We start from the raw sequence: 16,036 nt of genomic DNA, 5'->3' as shown, positions 1-16,036 counted from the left end.
TTCAGGACAGTTTCTAATGTTGGTATTTGAATTAATGGTTGACAGTTGCTACCATTTCTTTAAGTTTCTCATGTTGTTCTACATTCCCGTAATTGATAATCACAAGATTAGATTTCGATCTTGTGATGCCTGTATAAAGAATCTCATCAAACGCCTCATTAAAATTTAGATCCTCGATGATTAGAAATACAGTATCGCATTCCCAGCCTTTAAAACTGTGAATGGTTGAGATTTTAATCGTCCCGCTATTCAAATAGAAATGTATTTTCTTATTGTTTCTGATGGATTTTAGCTCACGACCGAGCCTTTCTGTACTAAAGTCTGTTTTGAATGCTTTGATTTCTGAACCGTAATCATCACTGAACTTAATAAACGCGTCAAAGCTCGTTTTGAATTTCTCACATAAGTAGGTTAGCCCTTTTACAAATTGTTCTTGATTCATAATGTACAAGTCATGGGCAACCAGCAGCTTGCAAAGTTGATTGTAGCCTCTAGACTCGTTGTAGTCCATATCACGTTCAATCAGCCTCAATCCTGATTTCACCCACATTGGGCGGCTTTTACCATATTTCGATAGACCTATCCGAAATGTCATTTCGTGGCTCTCGAACATTGTGTTTGTCCTTTCCCCAGAGGCGTAACGATAGTATGCATCAAAGTCTTTAAGCAGTTCGATAGAGTTTCCGAGAATAGTTATATCATTGGGAGGGATGTCTTTATTTATGGCATTTTGATGAATGATAGTGTACAGGCTGCTTACTGCGTTAGCATTGGGCAGGTGGATATAGTTGATGCTACCTTCTTTAGTGGTCTTGAAATCAATTTCAAGAGTAGTGCTTTTGTTGAAATCATCAATTTCATATTTGTCTTGAAATACTTGCTTTTGAAACTCGATGGCCAAGTCTTTAATTTTGAAATCCGATCTGAAGCAATTCTTTAGTTCAGTAACACCTCTCACATTAGTGGCCACATCTTTTCCTTCTGTCTGATTGTGGTAGATGTTTTGCTTGACATCACCGAAGAGTACATACTCACCACCTGGTTGTAGAAAGTACTCTTTCAATATTTCCATCCAAGGCCGTTTATAGTCTTGGATTTCATCAACTAAGATGACGTCATAAGGACGAATATCGTCCTTGTTTGCTTCGAATAGCTTTTTATTCGAGTAATAATTGGATTCAAAGAACCGATCCTTCGCCTGTGAATCGAGATTGTCAAAGTCATCAGGAACCTCTATGGGGATTCCTAAGTTGTTGAGTTCACTATTTATGAAGTGGTGATAATTAGTAATAACGAAGTTTTCCCAAGCAAAATCCTCCCTCACCTTGCTGATTTTGTCATGGATGAAATTCTTCAAAGTGATATTGAAAGTGAGGATTAAAACTCTACCGCCTGTTCTTTTATGGGCTTGAACAGCGCGACCAGCCAACACTGTAGTTTTACCAGACCCTACCACGCCTTTGATACGCTGCTCCTTTCGTGTGGCGTCGTAAATGATATCGAGTTGCTTTCTGCTATATCTGATGTTTTCACCTTGTTCTCTAGTGTGAAGAGGCGGCTTCAAAAAGCGCTTTACACTGATGTATAAATCGTCCGTAAACAGGAACGAGGGCTTATTAGAAATTAGGTAACGCCTTTTAAGCAAGTCCGTGAAGTCATTAGTATTTAAGTTATCTCGCCCTATTAGGTCAATGTTCTTATTCAAGAATTTCTGATAGCCCTTGTCTTGCTCAAATGGGTCAACTAATAGAGAGTTAATTTTGCTGGAATTTGCATTGTGGAAGTACACAGCACAACTTACCACATTAAAGAAACGATAGTCTTTTATTTTGTGCTCAAGCAGCTTGTCTACGTGGAGTTCAAAAAGATTCTCCTTGTACTTCAATACTTGAGAGATAGGCGACTTAAAGGTTTTGGTGTCTGAACTCTTTACTACGAAATTCTTCCTTTTATCTAGTTCATATAAATCAAGGTTGTAGTCTTTGACCTCGATAATCAAAATGCCTTGTCCTTTTTTCATGATGACGATATCAGGTCTGTCACCATTCATAAAAGGATTGAAGAAAACTTCAAAGCTGTCATCAAGCTCCCTGTCTAAAAACTCCAAAAGGTGGAGTTCGCCAAGTTCAGGTTGAACCTTATGAGCTCTGATCAGGTCGAGGGCAGGGTAGAGAGTGGCCATGGTTGAGAAAGGAATATTAGGTATAAGATGGTTCTGTTGTGGGGAGATAATAAATATTAATAGCGCTTTTCTATTTCATTAATGTAGTACTTCGTTCCTTGGGTAATTCGACAATAAACTTGATCTCCCTCTTTAAGTAAGTTGTCTTCCATATCCTTTTTTGTGACACTCATTTGAATATTGGGAAATGCACTTGATTCTAATGTTCCCCATCCTTTTTCATTAATACTTGTTATTAGACCAGTATGTTCTTTCTTCTTCCAAAACTGCGAGTTTGGATTCCATTGAGCATTATCAATGGCGTTTTTCGCCCAGGTTAGGGTATCTATGAATTGATGAATCATCGATCTATACAGGTAATCAGAACTTGAAGTTTTTATATAGTCATCAAGTTCTAATTTCAACCCACCTTCCGAATTGGCTTCAGCATGACTTCCATCCTGAACTAGTTGTGCCAATTGATATAGTGTAAATCCAATTACTTTAGGTGTGAAAGTTGGTTCATTTACCCAATCATCACCATTAAAAAATCGTGCAATACCATTAAAACTCATCCCCTCAGGAACCATTTTGACTTCAACCATCTTCTTAAAGACCGATTCCATCAGTTTTCGAATATCTGTGATAGCATATTCATCGCTGCTTATCCTTTCGGTTGACTTAATCTGCCTTAGCAATTTCAGTAGACTGCGGAAGTGCTTATGGCCAAGATATGAGGCGCTAGCAAGATCAAGGATTGATTCGAACTCCTTTCTTATGGTTAAATCTTCAGATTGGCCAACATGATCTAAAATTGCCTCAAACAATAGCTCATCATGATCAATGTCTGTCTTATCAAATAGCTTTAGTTCGTTACTTGTAATTATTGAGTTCTCTTCATGTGTAAAGGAAGCTTGTCCAGAGTAAATAATAGGAGTTAAGTCTTTTGTATTTCCACAGATGCGACTGATTCCTTGGATAGCATGTCCAATACCTCGCTCATCTGCTGAATCTCCGCTTTGGTTGGCGTATTTGAAGAAGACTCCATCGAGTACGATTGCCTGTATCAGTTCTAAGTTGGTTTCTAAAAATTGTAAGCCTTCTTCTGCCGACTTAAATGCGTGAAAAGTGAATCCACGCATGGCAGCGTCCTCGATAAACGACTTCATTTGATCGTACTGATCATCTATCCAGAGTACTTGAATCATTTGATTTGAGTTGTAATTTCAGATTGGGACCATAATGTTTTCTTAAGAGGAATGACAAACTCACAAACCACAGTGTATTCGAGCGATTGTTTCACGTTTCTTATGGCTAGCGTTGACTTTTGCACTTCGTTGTTTAGACCTTGTGCGTGAAATGTTACCATCTCATTTATTTCATGCCCCCCCAAACCCATATTGCCAGTTGTGGAATTGCCCGTGCTTCCACTTCGAACAAACGAATCTGTAGAGTACCCTTCCGGAAGGCGCTCACCATTATTATATAAAGAAACTTGAAGCTTATGTTCATCATTAGGAACTAAGTCAATCTTTATGTCAATTATCCCTTGCTGCCCTGATATAAACCCATGCCTTTGAGCATTTTCTACGATAGCATCTAGCCCATGAAACATAAAATCTTTGTTTCCAATGAATGAGTAGACCTCAAGTTTCTCACCACCCATGTCAACCACAGCTTCTTTGATGTTCTTACTAATGTTTAGTCTCAGTTCGATACTGGAATCAAGTAGTTCAGCTTTCTTCCGTTCATAGTATTCGGTGAAGGTTTCAATGACGTTTAATTCCTCAATATCGTCATCTTTTGGCGCAAGACTAGTTGTGCTTTTCTTTAGTAAGGCCCCTGTTCTCCTTACTTCTTCATTTAACCGATTCATGATTTCAGAGATAGATCTATGAGTGTTGTTTCCTAAATCTACTTGAAGATCTTGATCAAACGGCCCCAAATCGAGTATTCTATGAAGTAGTCGAAGGTTGCTAGAGAAGTTTCGCATAGGTGTTCCTAATGCGTGTTTTAACTCTCGGACACCTCTGTCCTTCTCAGAAATTATATCATGAGCTAGCCTGTTTCTTTGAGTCAAAGCTTCATCTAATTGCTTTTGGGCAACTCTGATTCCGTTTATAATTGAGTTTTGCTCCTCAATACTTGGAAGGTCAACTTTTATACTTAAAACGCCCCCCAGAATGATTCGGCCTATCACCGATCCATAACTTCGGTTACGAACCTGTTCCAAGATATAATCCTCATGTAGTTCCATGGCTAAGAATTGGAGATTCACATCATCTCTCTTCGTTGTGAAAACCCAATGATAGACATCTAAAGCCATTGCTTCATTCTTCGTGTCAATGAAAAACGGTTTCCAGCTTGATCCAGGAGTATTAGGAATCACTAATAGCTTGCCTTGGTATAGGTTTTCTGGAGGGTTTGGTGATTTTCTGGTGCTAATCTCACCTTTTGTTTTTGTATCAGGAATTGTAGCCGTGGCATGAAGTTTATCTGCCTTAAATCGTCCAAGGCGATAGTGCTTCTCGTTAGCTCTGACGTTCTTTGAAACAAGATCAGCCACTTCAAGTATTTCGCCAAGTTCTACGCCTTTGACCTCTTTCTCAAAAAGCAGTCTGGTGTGAATTTGAAAATCATTCTTTTCAAGATCATCAATCGAAACAGTTTTCACTAGTTCAACCTCTTGCTTTCCCTTGAGAACATTGGAGATGGCGCTATATTCGGTTGTTACACCATTGTAGCGGGATATTTGGATGAAATCTTCTAATTGAACAATTCTCGTTTGCTTCTGATCATTGTTTCTAGAAAGCTTCAATATTGAAGTTTTTACAGAAGCGTTAGTCAGAATACCTGCAGGAAGCGAAACGATGGTATCAAGATAGCCTGAATTAATCAGTTCTTCCCGAATGGATTTCGTTCCGCTATCGCTTGCAAAAAGCTTGGATTCTGATACAAGTAAGACCATTTCCTTGATGCCCGGAGTTTGGATAAATTTCTCCATCATAAAGGTTTCATAGTCTCTCGCTCGCTTAAGCCCAGTATATTCTCTAGGCGTAAGATTCATGTTTAGAGGAGGCGCAGAAATCACCATATCAAACGATTCATTCACAGGCCAACTCGAAATGGAGTCAGCGTTGACAATGTGATGATTCTCATATATGATGCGATCATTTGCATGAGTTCGCAATACTTGATATGCCCATATGTCTTGATTGATTTCTTGACTGAGTAAATATTTACACCCATCAATATCGATCAGGGAACCATATCCTGAAAATGGATTGTAGATCCGCAAATTATGAAAGAAAACACCTGCAATAGACCTCATAATACTTGACACAGTGTCAGGCAACATGCCCAAATCTGTCACTCGAGCTTGGTCATAACTCAGTCTATTTAGAAGCTCTTCGGCAATTAGCATGTACTCTTCCTCATTGAAGTCTTCAACTTCATCAAGATAGATTAGAGCAATTGAAAGGGCTTGACCATTAATTCTTCGTAAAGAGGGCAGTAGAATCTCTTCTGCACTTCTGAGCATTTCGTCATGTTTGTCTGACATTTGTGTCGAGTGCAATTCAATATCGGCTTGTGGGTTTTCGACAAGAGGAGCCACAGTGTGCAACCTGCCTTCATAGTGCAGATGTAATAGAAAAAATAGAAGGGAGTATTGTTCAGAGGCAACTTTTCCTCGCCAGTTGCTCAACAGTTTGTTAAGAACTCGGTTAGCGTTTTCGATGGAGTCGGGATTTACAGAAGCAGCGTAATCTCTCATGACAGGTGTGTTAGTATTACGAGGCAAAGATTGGACCCATGTGTGCACTCTTTCTGCATAGTTAGAAATAATTATAGAATAGCTTCTTAACCTCTTCGCCAATTGTGTCTCGTAAAGCGGTTGGCTCGAGGATTTCTATTTGAGACATGTGAGAGAGAATCAATGACTTAAATTCGTAATTAAACTTGATGTGAAGCTCCAAGAGGGTGTAACTCTGCTTTTCTTCTAGGACCTTTTGAGAGCCATGAATGGGCTTGCTCTTGATGTAGGGCCATAAGGTATTAGAAACCTTTAGAATAACACGATCTACAGGGATGTTATCTAAAACAGTAACTCCAACCACATCTTCGAAGTACTCTTCCCAGTAAATTCCAGAATCTGTAACAAAGTTTTTAGTGCTCGGACTCACCTTGATCAAACGATCTAATCCAAGGTTGACCATTCTAGCAGTTTCATGATTGAAGCCAAAAAGAAACCATCTATTATTGAATTGTTTGAGCAACCAGGGACTCATAACAAGGGAGATGGGTTTCTCATGCTTAAAGGACTGGTATTCGATATTCAGCACAGTCCTTTCTAGAGTAGAGCTGATGAGAATATCCAAAAACTCCAAGCCAATCAAATATGGGTTCTGATCAAACTGAACTACAGAACTAATGTCCTCTGATTTATCTGGAAAGAGTTTTTGTAATCGGATTCGAGTTTCTCCAACCCATTCAAAAGATCCTACGCCTTTAAATCTGGAAAGAATGTCAAGTGTTTCCTTGATGCTAGAAGCCTCCTGTGGTGTGAGTGATTTTCCACGAATTGAAAAACTGGGGTCAGTGTATTTATAGTAAACTTTCCTTCCCCGCTTTTGCCTTTCAAGTTCGATTGACCATCCAGATTCACTTTCCATAAAGCGAATGTCGTCGTAAACCTGCCTTTTTTTCACTCCTTCCGAACCGTTATTCTCGAAAATCGCTTCATTACAAGCTTCTACTAAGCCTTCAATGTCAAACAACTTAGCTCGACTTGAGAAGCATTTGTCGAGCTCGTGATAACGTATGTATGCTAGTTTGTTCTTGGGCATGAGAGTGCGTTGGAATTTGAAAATTACCAATAATCAGAGTATAACGGTTTCAGTTAATGTTTGAATTTGAAGCTTTGTTCCGTACTTGCACCTTCCGAAGGCAAGTCCGTCTCAAAATTTTCATCTGCTGTAATCGCCCTTATTCGTCAGGTAATTAGTGTGTCGGCATCAAGTGAAAGATGCTAGCGAGCCTTGGAGCTAATTCATATCTCCTGATGGTCCTCCTATTGATAAAGGGGAAACCTCACAGTCTTCTTGACGGGTTGCTTTGCTCGTACCTCGCGCGCTAGTTCCTGGTGGCCCACAGCGAAAAGATCGATGGCCTCTGGGCGAAGCCCACCGGCTACTATTTTTGTTTAGGCCTCGCTTAGAAGCAAGCTTCACGCAGCCCCTTAACAAAAATAGCCCCGCATCTTAGATGCGAGGCCATTGCACTTTTCGCTGTGGTGCTGGACGGAGTTATCTGGGATAAATTTGTCAGAGAGAGGCAAGATTAATCAACTAAATGTGGAATTGATACTGAATAAAGTCAAGTTATTAAGGCCTATCTAATTGGCAAGAATTTGCTGCTTGATAATTTCGCCCGCGCTTGAGGCTCCAATTGGGTAGAATGCATATTGACGAATTCCACATTCTTCAAACCATTTCTTCCAAACTGCGGTCGTAATTTCGAAGTCCGTAGGCCTTATGGTGGCACTTCCTGATTTCGAAAGCGAACGATCGTCGAACTCAAGTACAACGAACTTATAGTGCTTTAATAATGGGTTTTCAACTGGCACTAACCCCATATCATTCATTTCCAGCACCTGACTTGGATTCATATTCGATTCTCTACATAAGCCTCTAATCTTATTGATGACTCGACTATCTAGATGATAAAATCGATTGCGGAATTCCTCGCTGTATGAACCATACTCAATATATCCGTCGGTCAACAATACTATTATGTTGTCATAAACCTCGATGAAGTTTGCTTCATCATTTGAGCTATTTATAGTATCTGTTATGGTATTCAGGTTTGTTATCGAGTTCTGAAGTAAAGATGTTATATCTCCTGACCAGGTATGTCTTGAATTGCGAGATTCATACGTTCTCGCTATCGTAAGTTTTAATTCACTTAGGTCATTAATAAGACCTTGAGATGAGTCTCTTACATAGCGTATCCGACTTCCTTGATCAAATTCAAACGATTTTAGACTGACTATATTTGGCCCTTGAACAGAGTTCTCTGAGCTAATTCTGGTAAGTTGTAAAATATCTTTTTGCTGTATTCTTCGCCGGTGCGGATAAATCAATGGAACGTACAGATCAATGAATTCATTGAATATAACCGTATCGTGAATTGACCCCGGCTTAAGTGACTTTTTGTCAACTCTATTCGAAAGGTCCGGTACGAAGTGGATATTGTAGTGAGTAGTGACGATTGTGTCCTTACTCCCAGTGCTATTACCTTCATTGCATGAAAGGCAGATTGAAGTCACAGCTAGAAATAAGACGACTTTTTTAACTGTTCTCATTGGGGATTGAAGTTTTTAGTCATCCATTCTTCTTGCATTCGGTCAAGTTCTTCACTTCTAATTTTGACTTGGTTCGAGGAGAAGAATTCACTTAGGAATTTATGCCATCCGGTCTTCAGAGAGGATACCCGAGCATTAAAAGCCTCATCGACCAAATGTGTACGTGCACCATCAATACTTGATTGAAAAATCTCTAACATCCTATGATTTCTATTTAACTTATCATCATACTCATCTACGATTTCATTCTTTTGTTGCTCGAAGTTCCTTTCAATTTCTGTTCTTATCTCTTTTAGATTGTCTAAAGACTCTTTTAGCTCCGATAGGCCTTCTTCAGCCTGTTCTCTCTTGTGGGTAGACATTTCTAAATTAGTCTTAAGCTCGATAAGCTTTTCTTTAGCTAACCTCAATTGATGTGCTACTTTTTTATTGACATGCTCAATGGAACCTTCGAGCCACATGGAATGGAATTTTTCAACTAAAAGCTTAAACATTAAGAGGGGTAAAGCCCCAAATATGAACACTTTATAGAACTCTAGAGATGAAAATGCGTTGAGCCAAACGTATTCACCTTGTGCATCTCCTGATAGAACATCGACCTTAAAAATAGTTTGATCAATTGCGAAGGCCACAAATGCATCTACCACTAGTACCGCCAAAATCAAACCTAAAAAAATTCGCCAGAATTTATTTTGAGAATAGAGTTTTACACAAGCTAATCCAATTGGGATGAATACCGCTATGAATGTGAATAGCACCGCACCAATTCCTTTATCCCATACTTTAACAATAGCTTTTGGATTAAAAAATTCGACATGGGGTATTTGACTCCCCTGCATTAAGGCCGTCTCCGCTTCTGTTTCAACATATTGTAATGTGTAAATGGCAGACGAGTAGAAGATTGCTAGATATAGAAATGCGAGAGTCATGAATATTGCAATGGGTAACCATCTTTTCCATGTGAAAGGTATGATTGGTGTGCTTTCTTTTAGTTTATGGACATCTTCTTCTAAATCATCTAGCTTTAGTTGATCCTTAAGCTCATTCTCTTTAAGTCTGATAATTTCGTCCTTCTGAGATGTAATTTTGTTTTTAGCCTCTACTTCTTGTTGATCTATGGCGTTGAACTCACTTTTCATTAGAGTGTCTATAGAATCGAGTTGACGCTTCTTTTTATCTGTAATTTGAGATTTCCTGCTTTCCCAAAGTAGCTCTACTTGTCGTTTGTAATTCTTTTTTCTCTCTTCATCATTGTAAACTTCTTCTCTAAGCTCATGTAAGATTCCAGTCAGTAGTGAAGGGAAAAGTGCTCCATCTCCATTTTGTTCTAGTGCCTTAGAATATCCCATTGCTTCTACCTTGGATTGGTCAAATTGTGATATTAAGGTGGCAGTTAATTTGTTTAAATCATCCACGAAGGCCTCTTCATCTTCGCTTTGAACTTTTATGAATCTTGTCCCAGCAATTTTCTTCTCGATTTCTCTAGGTGAGTCTTGAGAAATCTGCATCTCTTCAAAATTAGCCTTGAGGGTATTTATAATCTCCGGTTCTCGCGTAATGATTGCATTCTCACTGTTATTTGAGATTGCATTATTAGTCCAATTGAAGCTTCCATTAATTGCGATTCTTTCATCGATGATGCAGTATTTCTGGTGCATCATTCCGAAGCCCTTGCCTTTAATACGTATAACCTTTCCTCCTTCTTTTGTCAAGTCCTGAAAAGAGAGCTTATTATTATCGTCATTATCGGCTATTATTACGGATGTTGAGCATCCTCTTTTTTGGGCATTGATAAGAGCGTCGAGTAACTCTCGATTAGTAAACCAGGCAACTGCTACCCGTATGCTTTGGGATGCGCTATTCAGTTCTTTCAGGATGGCACTGTGAATTTCTTGGCCATTTGTGAGCACCAGACTGAGAGAGTCCATGAGATTTCGATTGACTAGGTTAGTAGGTCATCTAAAGTAACACTATTTAGAGGAATATTAATTATAGTATTGAAGAGTCAATAATATCCTTCACCATGGACTCAATGACGAACTCCACCTTGAGGACCGTGCATATCGCCTTTATATAATGGAATAACATAACAGTGAAAGTGCATCACGGTTTTAATTGCAATAGCTCCACAGTTCATGCCTATGTTGTACCCATCAGGGGTATGTGCGCCTTCCTTTGCATGCTCTAATTTATTCATGTGTGGTAGGAAGTGATCATCGTGACAGATGTCTGGACTACCTTGAAGCACGGAAATATCCTCATAGCTAAAGGAGCACTTCCTTTTCTGGTATCCGTTCAATGTGTCTCCAACCGACCTGATGTCTACCCGTCACATGGCGTCATTCTCAAGAATAAATAGAGAAGAATCCTCATAATATTTAATCTCAAGAACGTTCAGGTTGATGTTCAGGTTCCAAGTTGTTTCGACTAGCTTCCATCTCGCCTCTGTTTCAACGTTGAAATTCTGAAAATGAAAGCTGTCCTTAAGCTTGAGCAGGTTATCGGTAATGACGATTCGCTTATTGAGGCCTGAGCAGTCCTTCTCATAAAATAAGTTGGGTATCTGTCCACCGTTAACACTTTGAAAAGCATCGACAACGTTCACGAATTCGATGCTAAGCTGTTGAATGTTGCTACAAGTAGGTCGAAGTGAGGAACACTGATTATAGTTCTGGAATCCATCGACGAATGGACTAATAAATCATCCTCGGTGACGGAGTTCTTGAGCTTTTGTAAGTCAGAAAACTTTCCTACCAATCAAGACTTGGTGTAGTCTTCTCTCTCCTTTTCATATCACATCCTCCAACGCTTATACTTCAACCTTCCCCAGTACTTATTCGCATACCGCAAATACACAACATCTTGATAAACGAACGGATAGCACGCTCTATACTCACCATACTTATTGAATGACTCAAATGAATGAGGAGAGATTTTTGTCCTCATAATTTTTTCATGTCGTTCTTGCAACCCGTCAAGTTAGACTGAATTTCTTGTACAGATCTACACCCTATAACAGGGGGGTAAACCTATTCTTCCAACCTCACTCCACCCCCTCACTCTCCTCCCTAAACTTATAATACCATTCCTGCTCGCCCGGGTTTTCGGTCGAGAAGATGATCAGAATGGAATCGCCAATGTTTTTGATGGAATCCTGACCATTGTAGATCCAACGGTCAAGCATGCCTTCGTAAGTTTTTCCTTCGTGTGTGAAGGTGAATAGTAGGTCATGTCGACTTCTGAGGCCGTCGATGGTTCCTGTGATTTCAGCCTTTTTGACGACCCCATACTTCTCAAGGTGGTCACGTTTGTAGCTGCTAGATTCATTATAGAAAATTAGAACAGAAACTACGAACGGGGAGAAACACAGGAGGATGAGGGGAGTGAATGTCAGGGCCTTGAACAACTTGCTCTTGTTGTTTTGCTTGGTCCAGTCGTCAAACTCTTGACCCAATTTGGCAATAGGAATGCATACCAGGAGTGAGCCAGTAAGTAAGATGATGAAAGAGAGCAGACCTAACCATCCCATGGCAGAGTTGAGGTAGTAGTTCGCATAAACATACATGGCTAACTCTTCTCCAAGGTAGATTAGGGCGATTCCCGCGAGTATGGAAAGGAAGGTTTTCATTGAATGGGTAAGATATCAATGTTTGCATCAATCTAGAAAAGAATTGGAGCGGACGCGATCTATTCAAACCACTTTTTCACGATGATGGAGTGAATTGAGATCAAATGAATCAGGTTTTGCCTATTTTGCCTACATGCTCAACTCTCTCAGATTCATCCCACTCATTTTACTCCCTCTTTTGTTCTCTCACTGTACCTCCGATACCCTCAATCCGAGAACCGAACCGTCCAAAGTGTATATCCATCAATTAGTGGCAAGTCCGACGGATGAAGAGTCAGTCGTGCTAAAGAACAACACCGGATCGGATAGTGATTTGTCGGGGTGGACGCTAGGAGATCGAAATGATCCCGACGCCTATAGTATTCCTGCCGGAACTATGCTCATTGAAGGAGGGAAGCGGTCATGGGAAGGGTCGACCTTAGGTTTTCAAATCAACGATTCGGATGAGATTATCTACTTGAAGAACGCTAGTGGCCAGATTGTGGATACTTGGTCGAATTAAGACGGACCAAGGTCGTCATCGTGGGAATACTTCAGAATCAATATGGCCTTCTGTGATGTAAAGAGTGTCATGATGAAGGGAATCGACAAGGGTAAATTCGAAGCTGGCATGTAGCCTCCCTGTAATGAAACTGTTGGATGTCCGTATGGGTTTGGTGAAGGTTTTTACATCAAAATAACCTTGAATTGCGTAGTAGAGGTGGAAATCCGCCGTTGAAGAATCGAGGGTAGAATAGACAACTTTGCTTTTGAAGGCTGTGTCTGAAGGCAGGGTGAAATCCTGACCATTATACGGAGCGTAATATCCTATGAAGGACGTGAACTCTGAGCAGTTTTCAATTCTGAAGGTGAGTTTGTCGCGTAAAGTGGAAGTGGAATCTGTCCACCTCACGTCGATTCCAGAGCAACCAATACCGCTTCCATCTGGTATGTATGGATCACCATTTAGTTTGAAATGAGCAGTGGAGAAATAGGCGCGTTCGACCGGGTCATCATCGCAATGAGCGCACAGAAGCAAAGGCAGAACTAAAATTTGGAGAGAGCGTTTCCAATTCATCTTTCAGGTCATTCTCCACACAAGATACAGCTTAGGATGGAAGTACATCATAGAGCGAATTCAGAGCGAAGTTAGTTCCTCTTGCTCTCCAACATCCTTTTTATCTCCCCAAATTCTTCAAGCTCAACTGGGATCATCAAGACCCTCTTTCCCACAACCTGATTGGTTGAAGTAAAGGTCACCGTTAAGTCGCCCTTGCGGCCGTTTATCGATTTGATGTTGTTCAAGTTGAACTTACCGTTGATAAGTTTGAGGCTTTCTCCCGACGGAGAAGAGGAGGCCACCATGATTGAGATGGTATCGTCTTCGATCACGTAGCGCAATCGTTTTGCTAGTCGCGTTTTAAGTCGGGCAGCTAGCGCAAGAGCAAGCGTGATGACAACAGCAGTGATACCAAGGGCATAGCCAAATAACTCGAGCAGGTTCTCTGGAGCGCCTTTCTGCTGAGTGGTAAGCAGCATCATAGAAGCCATAGCAATGAAGGCAATGACAGCCACCATTATGGTGCGCTTAAGGCTTTTTGAAACGAAGGAACCGATTTGGTCAGGGGAGATGCGATATGATTTCAAGAGAGAGGATTAAATGGGTGAGAGTGGAGGTTTGTTGCCATGCAAGATACAACCGTAGATCAATTGAACGCCTTTGATAGACCGAGTTTCTTCCGAACCCCTGCTACCTTGTTGGCAAGACGCTAAGCCAATCAGGAGAACGAGTACTCCAAGAAGCGAGATGCAAGTCTTAACTGAATTTCTCATCGTATCAAAAAGTAAAATTCTTTCTCCAAATCCCGTTTCATGTTCTTCACGCTTCGACGCATGAATAAGTAGGGAATTCCGCCCATAAATGCCCCATGAATCAAGATAATGGGAAAAAATACAAGACCTACACCATCGTTTTCAGATGCGGCGACAGAGCTAGCGGTGATAAATATGGTGTAGAATATGACAAGGAAGACATAGAAGGCAATCATGATACCCCTGAATCCGTGGATGTCAGCTTTAATTTCAAGTTTATCGCCCTTTTGGATGTATGTGCCACGCACAAGGGCGAAGTTCAACTTCGCATCAAACAGGCGTTTGCGACGTCGAATTTCGAATCCATTGTATTCAACCTGACCCTTGAATTCCTTTTCACTGGAAGAAAAAGCCTCAAAAGGAGCAAACATTCCCGTACCGCCGGGCTCAACCTGTTCTCTTAGTTTGTGGACGAACTCGGATTTCTGAATGGGTAGATCAAAGGTGGTGCTATCTACAAGCTTGATTCTTCTTAAGAAACTATTGTCCATATGGGTAAAAATACCTCAAGCAGATAAATGGAAGTTCTGCCATGAGAGAGATGAAACATTAAAGTGCGTCCAAGATACAATCAACTCCGCGAATAGCGTTTTTCTCGCCTACCGAAGGTTGCCGGTCTCCAGGTCACCAGGATGAAAGGTTTGCACTGACAATCAGTATCAGACTCATTGTAAGTCCGATTCCTATCGGCCACCACATCCATCTCTTCTTGTTCTTAAATTCCAATCCACTTCTATCCAATGAGATGACTGTAACCAAGTACATGGGGATGCCAATGAGCGCAGAGAGAGGTGATGTACAAAAGAGTGCGCTGAGGATGAGGGCGAATTTGTAGAGATTGATGTGCTGAGATTGCATTGGCTAAAGGTCGAGTTTATTGATCTTTCAATCATCAACTTTCCGGAATCGCTTCAGCTCAAGATCATCCACATTCGGAACTCCAAGCGTCAACGTGGACTCAGATACTTCTTGAACTTTCCAGATTCTCAACTCATTCGCATTCGGGTCACGGAAATAGATTGCGCTTCCGTCATGCGACAATTCCCATTTCACGTGCTCAGCCCAACGCGGATGTTGGATTTTCAAGGAGTCTTCTTTAAACCATACGGTTTCCTGAAAGCAGTCGCCAGGGAAAGATGGAAGTGATGGAGTGAGGAAATCATCCTCGGTCAGTTCCCAACAACCCATGAGATCATCTTTACCTCGTAGGGTTTCACTAGGAGTAAGTGTGAACTCCATTTCCATGTATCCTGGATAGGATAGCTCTATAAGGTCGGGGTCGCAGGATTCTATCACCATCACAGGCGTAAAGTTTGAGAATATGTTCAAGAATTTATATCCGGCGTAATCAACAACAGCCCACCCGAAATCGGGGCTCAACTGATAGTATTGGCCCGTATATAGCATGAGCGTGTCATTGACGAAATCTACCTTATCACGATACACTTCTCCTGTGAACTGTTTTGCTCCGATGAAGTGTTGTGGGTTGACTTCAACATTTTTTAATTCTGGGTTCAGTCTTTTATAAACGAGACTGATTGTTCCGTTGTATATGACAATGCTATCTGCAGAATGATGAAAACCAACCGTTTCCGAACCCCAAACAAGCTTATCGTCTGTGAACTTCAAGTCGTGTGTGTCGATTATGGCTTCTCCGAGTTTCCCCGAGCTTGGGTCACCTAATCGCACATAGATGAATTGGTCGTCCCGAAACTCCAATAGCTTCGAACTTCGGAAACCAGAATCGTTCTTTTTTCCATTGATGATTCGGTAAGACTGATACCAGACGCCTTCAACTTTAGGCTGCGAGTTGCATCCGAATAGAATAAATACAAGGGAACAGATCGAGAGAGCAGATTTCATAGCTAGTGACTTAATTCAAAAGGTCACTAAAGATACTAGAAAATGGAGTGTGAGTAATGGTTGATGGAGGTTGGAGTGGGTGAGGGGGAGTCTTAGAATTGGGAGGGAGACCGCTCCTTTGGTTTGGCCGTTCCGCCCCCGGGGCAGCTCCCGCTGACCCCACTCTCAA

Annotated in this window: 15 protein-coding genes; 1 reads left to right on the top strand and 14 read right to left on the bottom strand. The window is 40.9% G+C overall.

The annotated features are described in order from the left end of the window. Nucleotides 1-31: 31 nt before the first annotated feature. The 9 genes from F8C67_RS08990 to F8C67_RS08955 form a co-directional block, all read right to left on the bottom strand. Nucleotides 32-2,182, bottom strand: coding sequence for a nuclease-related domain-containing DEAD/DEAH box helicase (locus F8C67_RS08990; protein WP_151667505.1), 2,151 nt, complete (start codon nt 2,180-2,182; stop codon nt 32-34). Between the two features lie 56 nt (nt 2,183-2,238). Next, a complete protein-coding gene (locus F8C67_RS08985) occupies nt 2,239-3,369 on the bottom strand; it encodes a hypothetical protein (RefSeq protein WP_151667504.1) in 1,131 nt (376 codons plus the stop codon). Next, nucleotides 3,366-5,936 carry an N-6 DNA methylase gene (locus F8C67_RS08980; RefSeq protein ID WP_151667503.1) on the bottom strand — a complete coding sequence of 857 codons (2,571 nt, stop codon included), beginning with the start codon at nt 5,934-5,936 and terminating at the stop codon, nt 3,366-3,368. The genes F8C67_RS08985 and F8C67_RS08980 overlap by 4 nt, the downstream gene beginning before the upstream one ends. 61 nt (nt 5,937-5,997) lie before the next feature. Next, complete coding sequence (locus F8C67_RS08975) at nt 5,998-7,008, bottom strand: helix-turn-helix transcriptional regulator (RefSeq protein ID WP_151667502.1); 1,011 nt, start codon at nt 7,006-7,008, stop codon at nt 5,998-6,000. A 548-nt stretch (nt 7,009-7,556) separates the two neighbouring features. Beyond that, nucleotides 7,557-8,525: a hypothetical protein gene (locus F8C67_RS08970; RefSeq protein WP_151667501.1), complete on the bottom strand. Its 969-nt coding sequence runs from the start codon at nt 8,523-8,525 to the stop codon at nt 7,557-7,559. After that, a complete protein-coding gene (locus F8C67_RS08965; RefSeq protein WP_151667500.1) occupies nt 8,522-10,453 on the bottom strand; it encodes a phospholipase D-like domain-containing protein in 1,932 nt (643 codons plus the stop codon). Before F8C67_RS08965 ends, F8C67_RS08970 begins: the two co-directional genes overlap by 4 nt. Before the next feature lie 101 nt (nt 10,454-10,554). Continuing rightward, nucleotides 10,555-10,722, bottom strand: coding sequence for an HIT family protein (locus F8C67_RS14480; protein ID WP_407675837.1), 168 nt, complete (start codon nt 10,720-10,722; stop codon nt 10,555-10,557). Nucleotides 10,723-10,854: 132 nt separating this feature from the next. Beyond that, entirely contained in the window at nt 10,855-11,130 is a 276-nt protein-coding gene (locus tag F8C67_RS08960; RefSeq protein ID WP_151667499.1) for a hypothetical protein, read from the bottom strand. A gap of 438 nt (nt 11,131-11,568) precedes the next feature. Then, a complete protein-coding gene (locus F8C67_RS08955) occupies nt 11,569-12,153 on the bottom strand; it encodes a hypothetical protein (RefSeq protein ID WP_151667498.1) in 585 nt (194 codons plus the stop codon). Nucleotides 12,154-12,286: 133 nt separating this feature from the next. Here F8C67_RS08955 and F8C67_RS08950 point away from each other — a divergent pair, with 133 nt between their 5' ends. Continuing rightward, nucleotides 12,287-12,655 carry a lamin tail domain-containing protein gene (locus F8C67_RS08950; protein WP_151667497.1) on the top strand — a complete coding sequence of 123 codons (369 nt, stop codon included), beginning with the start codon at nt 12,287-12,289 and terminating at the stop codon, nt 12,653-12,655. A 15-nt stretch (nt 12,656-12,670) separates the two neighbouring features. Here F8C67_RS08950 and F8C67_RS08945 read toward each other — a convergent pair whose 3' ends face one another. From F8C67_RS08945 to F8C67_RS08925, 5 genes are all read right to left on the bottom strand, one after another. Then, entirely contained in the window at nt 12,671-13,210 is a 540-nt protein-coding gene (locus F8C67_RS08945) for a hypothetical protein (protein ID WP_151667496.1), read from the bottom strand. Between the two features lie 71 nt (nt 13,211-13,281). Next, the gene (locus F8C67_RS08940) at nt 13,282-13,779 is read right to left on the bottom strand and encodes a hypothetical protein (protein WP_151667495.1); all 498 of its coding nucleotides are present in this window, start codon (nt 13,777-13,779) and stop codon (nt 13,282-13,284) included. Nucleotides 13,780-13,961: 182 nt separating this feature from the next. Further along, nucleotides 13,962-14,495: a hypothetical protein gene (locus F8C67_RS08935; protein WP_151667494.1), complete on the bottom strand. Its 534-nt coding sequence runs from the start codon at nt 14,493-14,495 to the stop codon at nt 13,962-13,964. A gap of 133 nt (nt 14,496-14,628) precedes the next feature. Beyond that, complete coding sequence (locus tag F8C67_RS08930; RefSeq protein ID WP_151667493.1) at nt 14,629-14,862, bottom strand: hypothetical protein; 234 nt, start codon at nt 14,860-14,862, stop codon at nt 14,629-14,631. Between the two features lie 27 nt (nt 14,863-14,889). Further along, nucleotides 14,890-15,867, bottom strand: a complete 978-nt coding sequence (locus tag F8C67_RS08925) for a hypothetical protein (protein WP_151667492.1) — start codon at nt 15,865-15,867, stop codon at nt 14,890-14,892. Nucleotides 15,868-16,036 lie beyond the last annotated feature (169 nt).

It is taken from the genome of Phaeocystidibacter luteus, from assembly GCF_008933115.1.
Classification (GTDB): domain Bacteria; phylum Bacteroidota; class Bacteroidia; order Flavobacteriales; family Schleiferiaceae; genus Phaeocystidibacter; species Phaeocystidibacter luteus.
The sequence above is the reverse complement of the archived record's forward strand: the minus strand, read 5'-3'. Positions and strand labels throughout refer to the sequence as shown.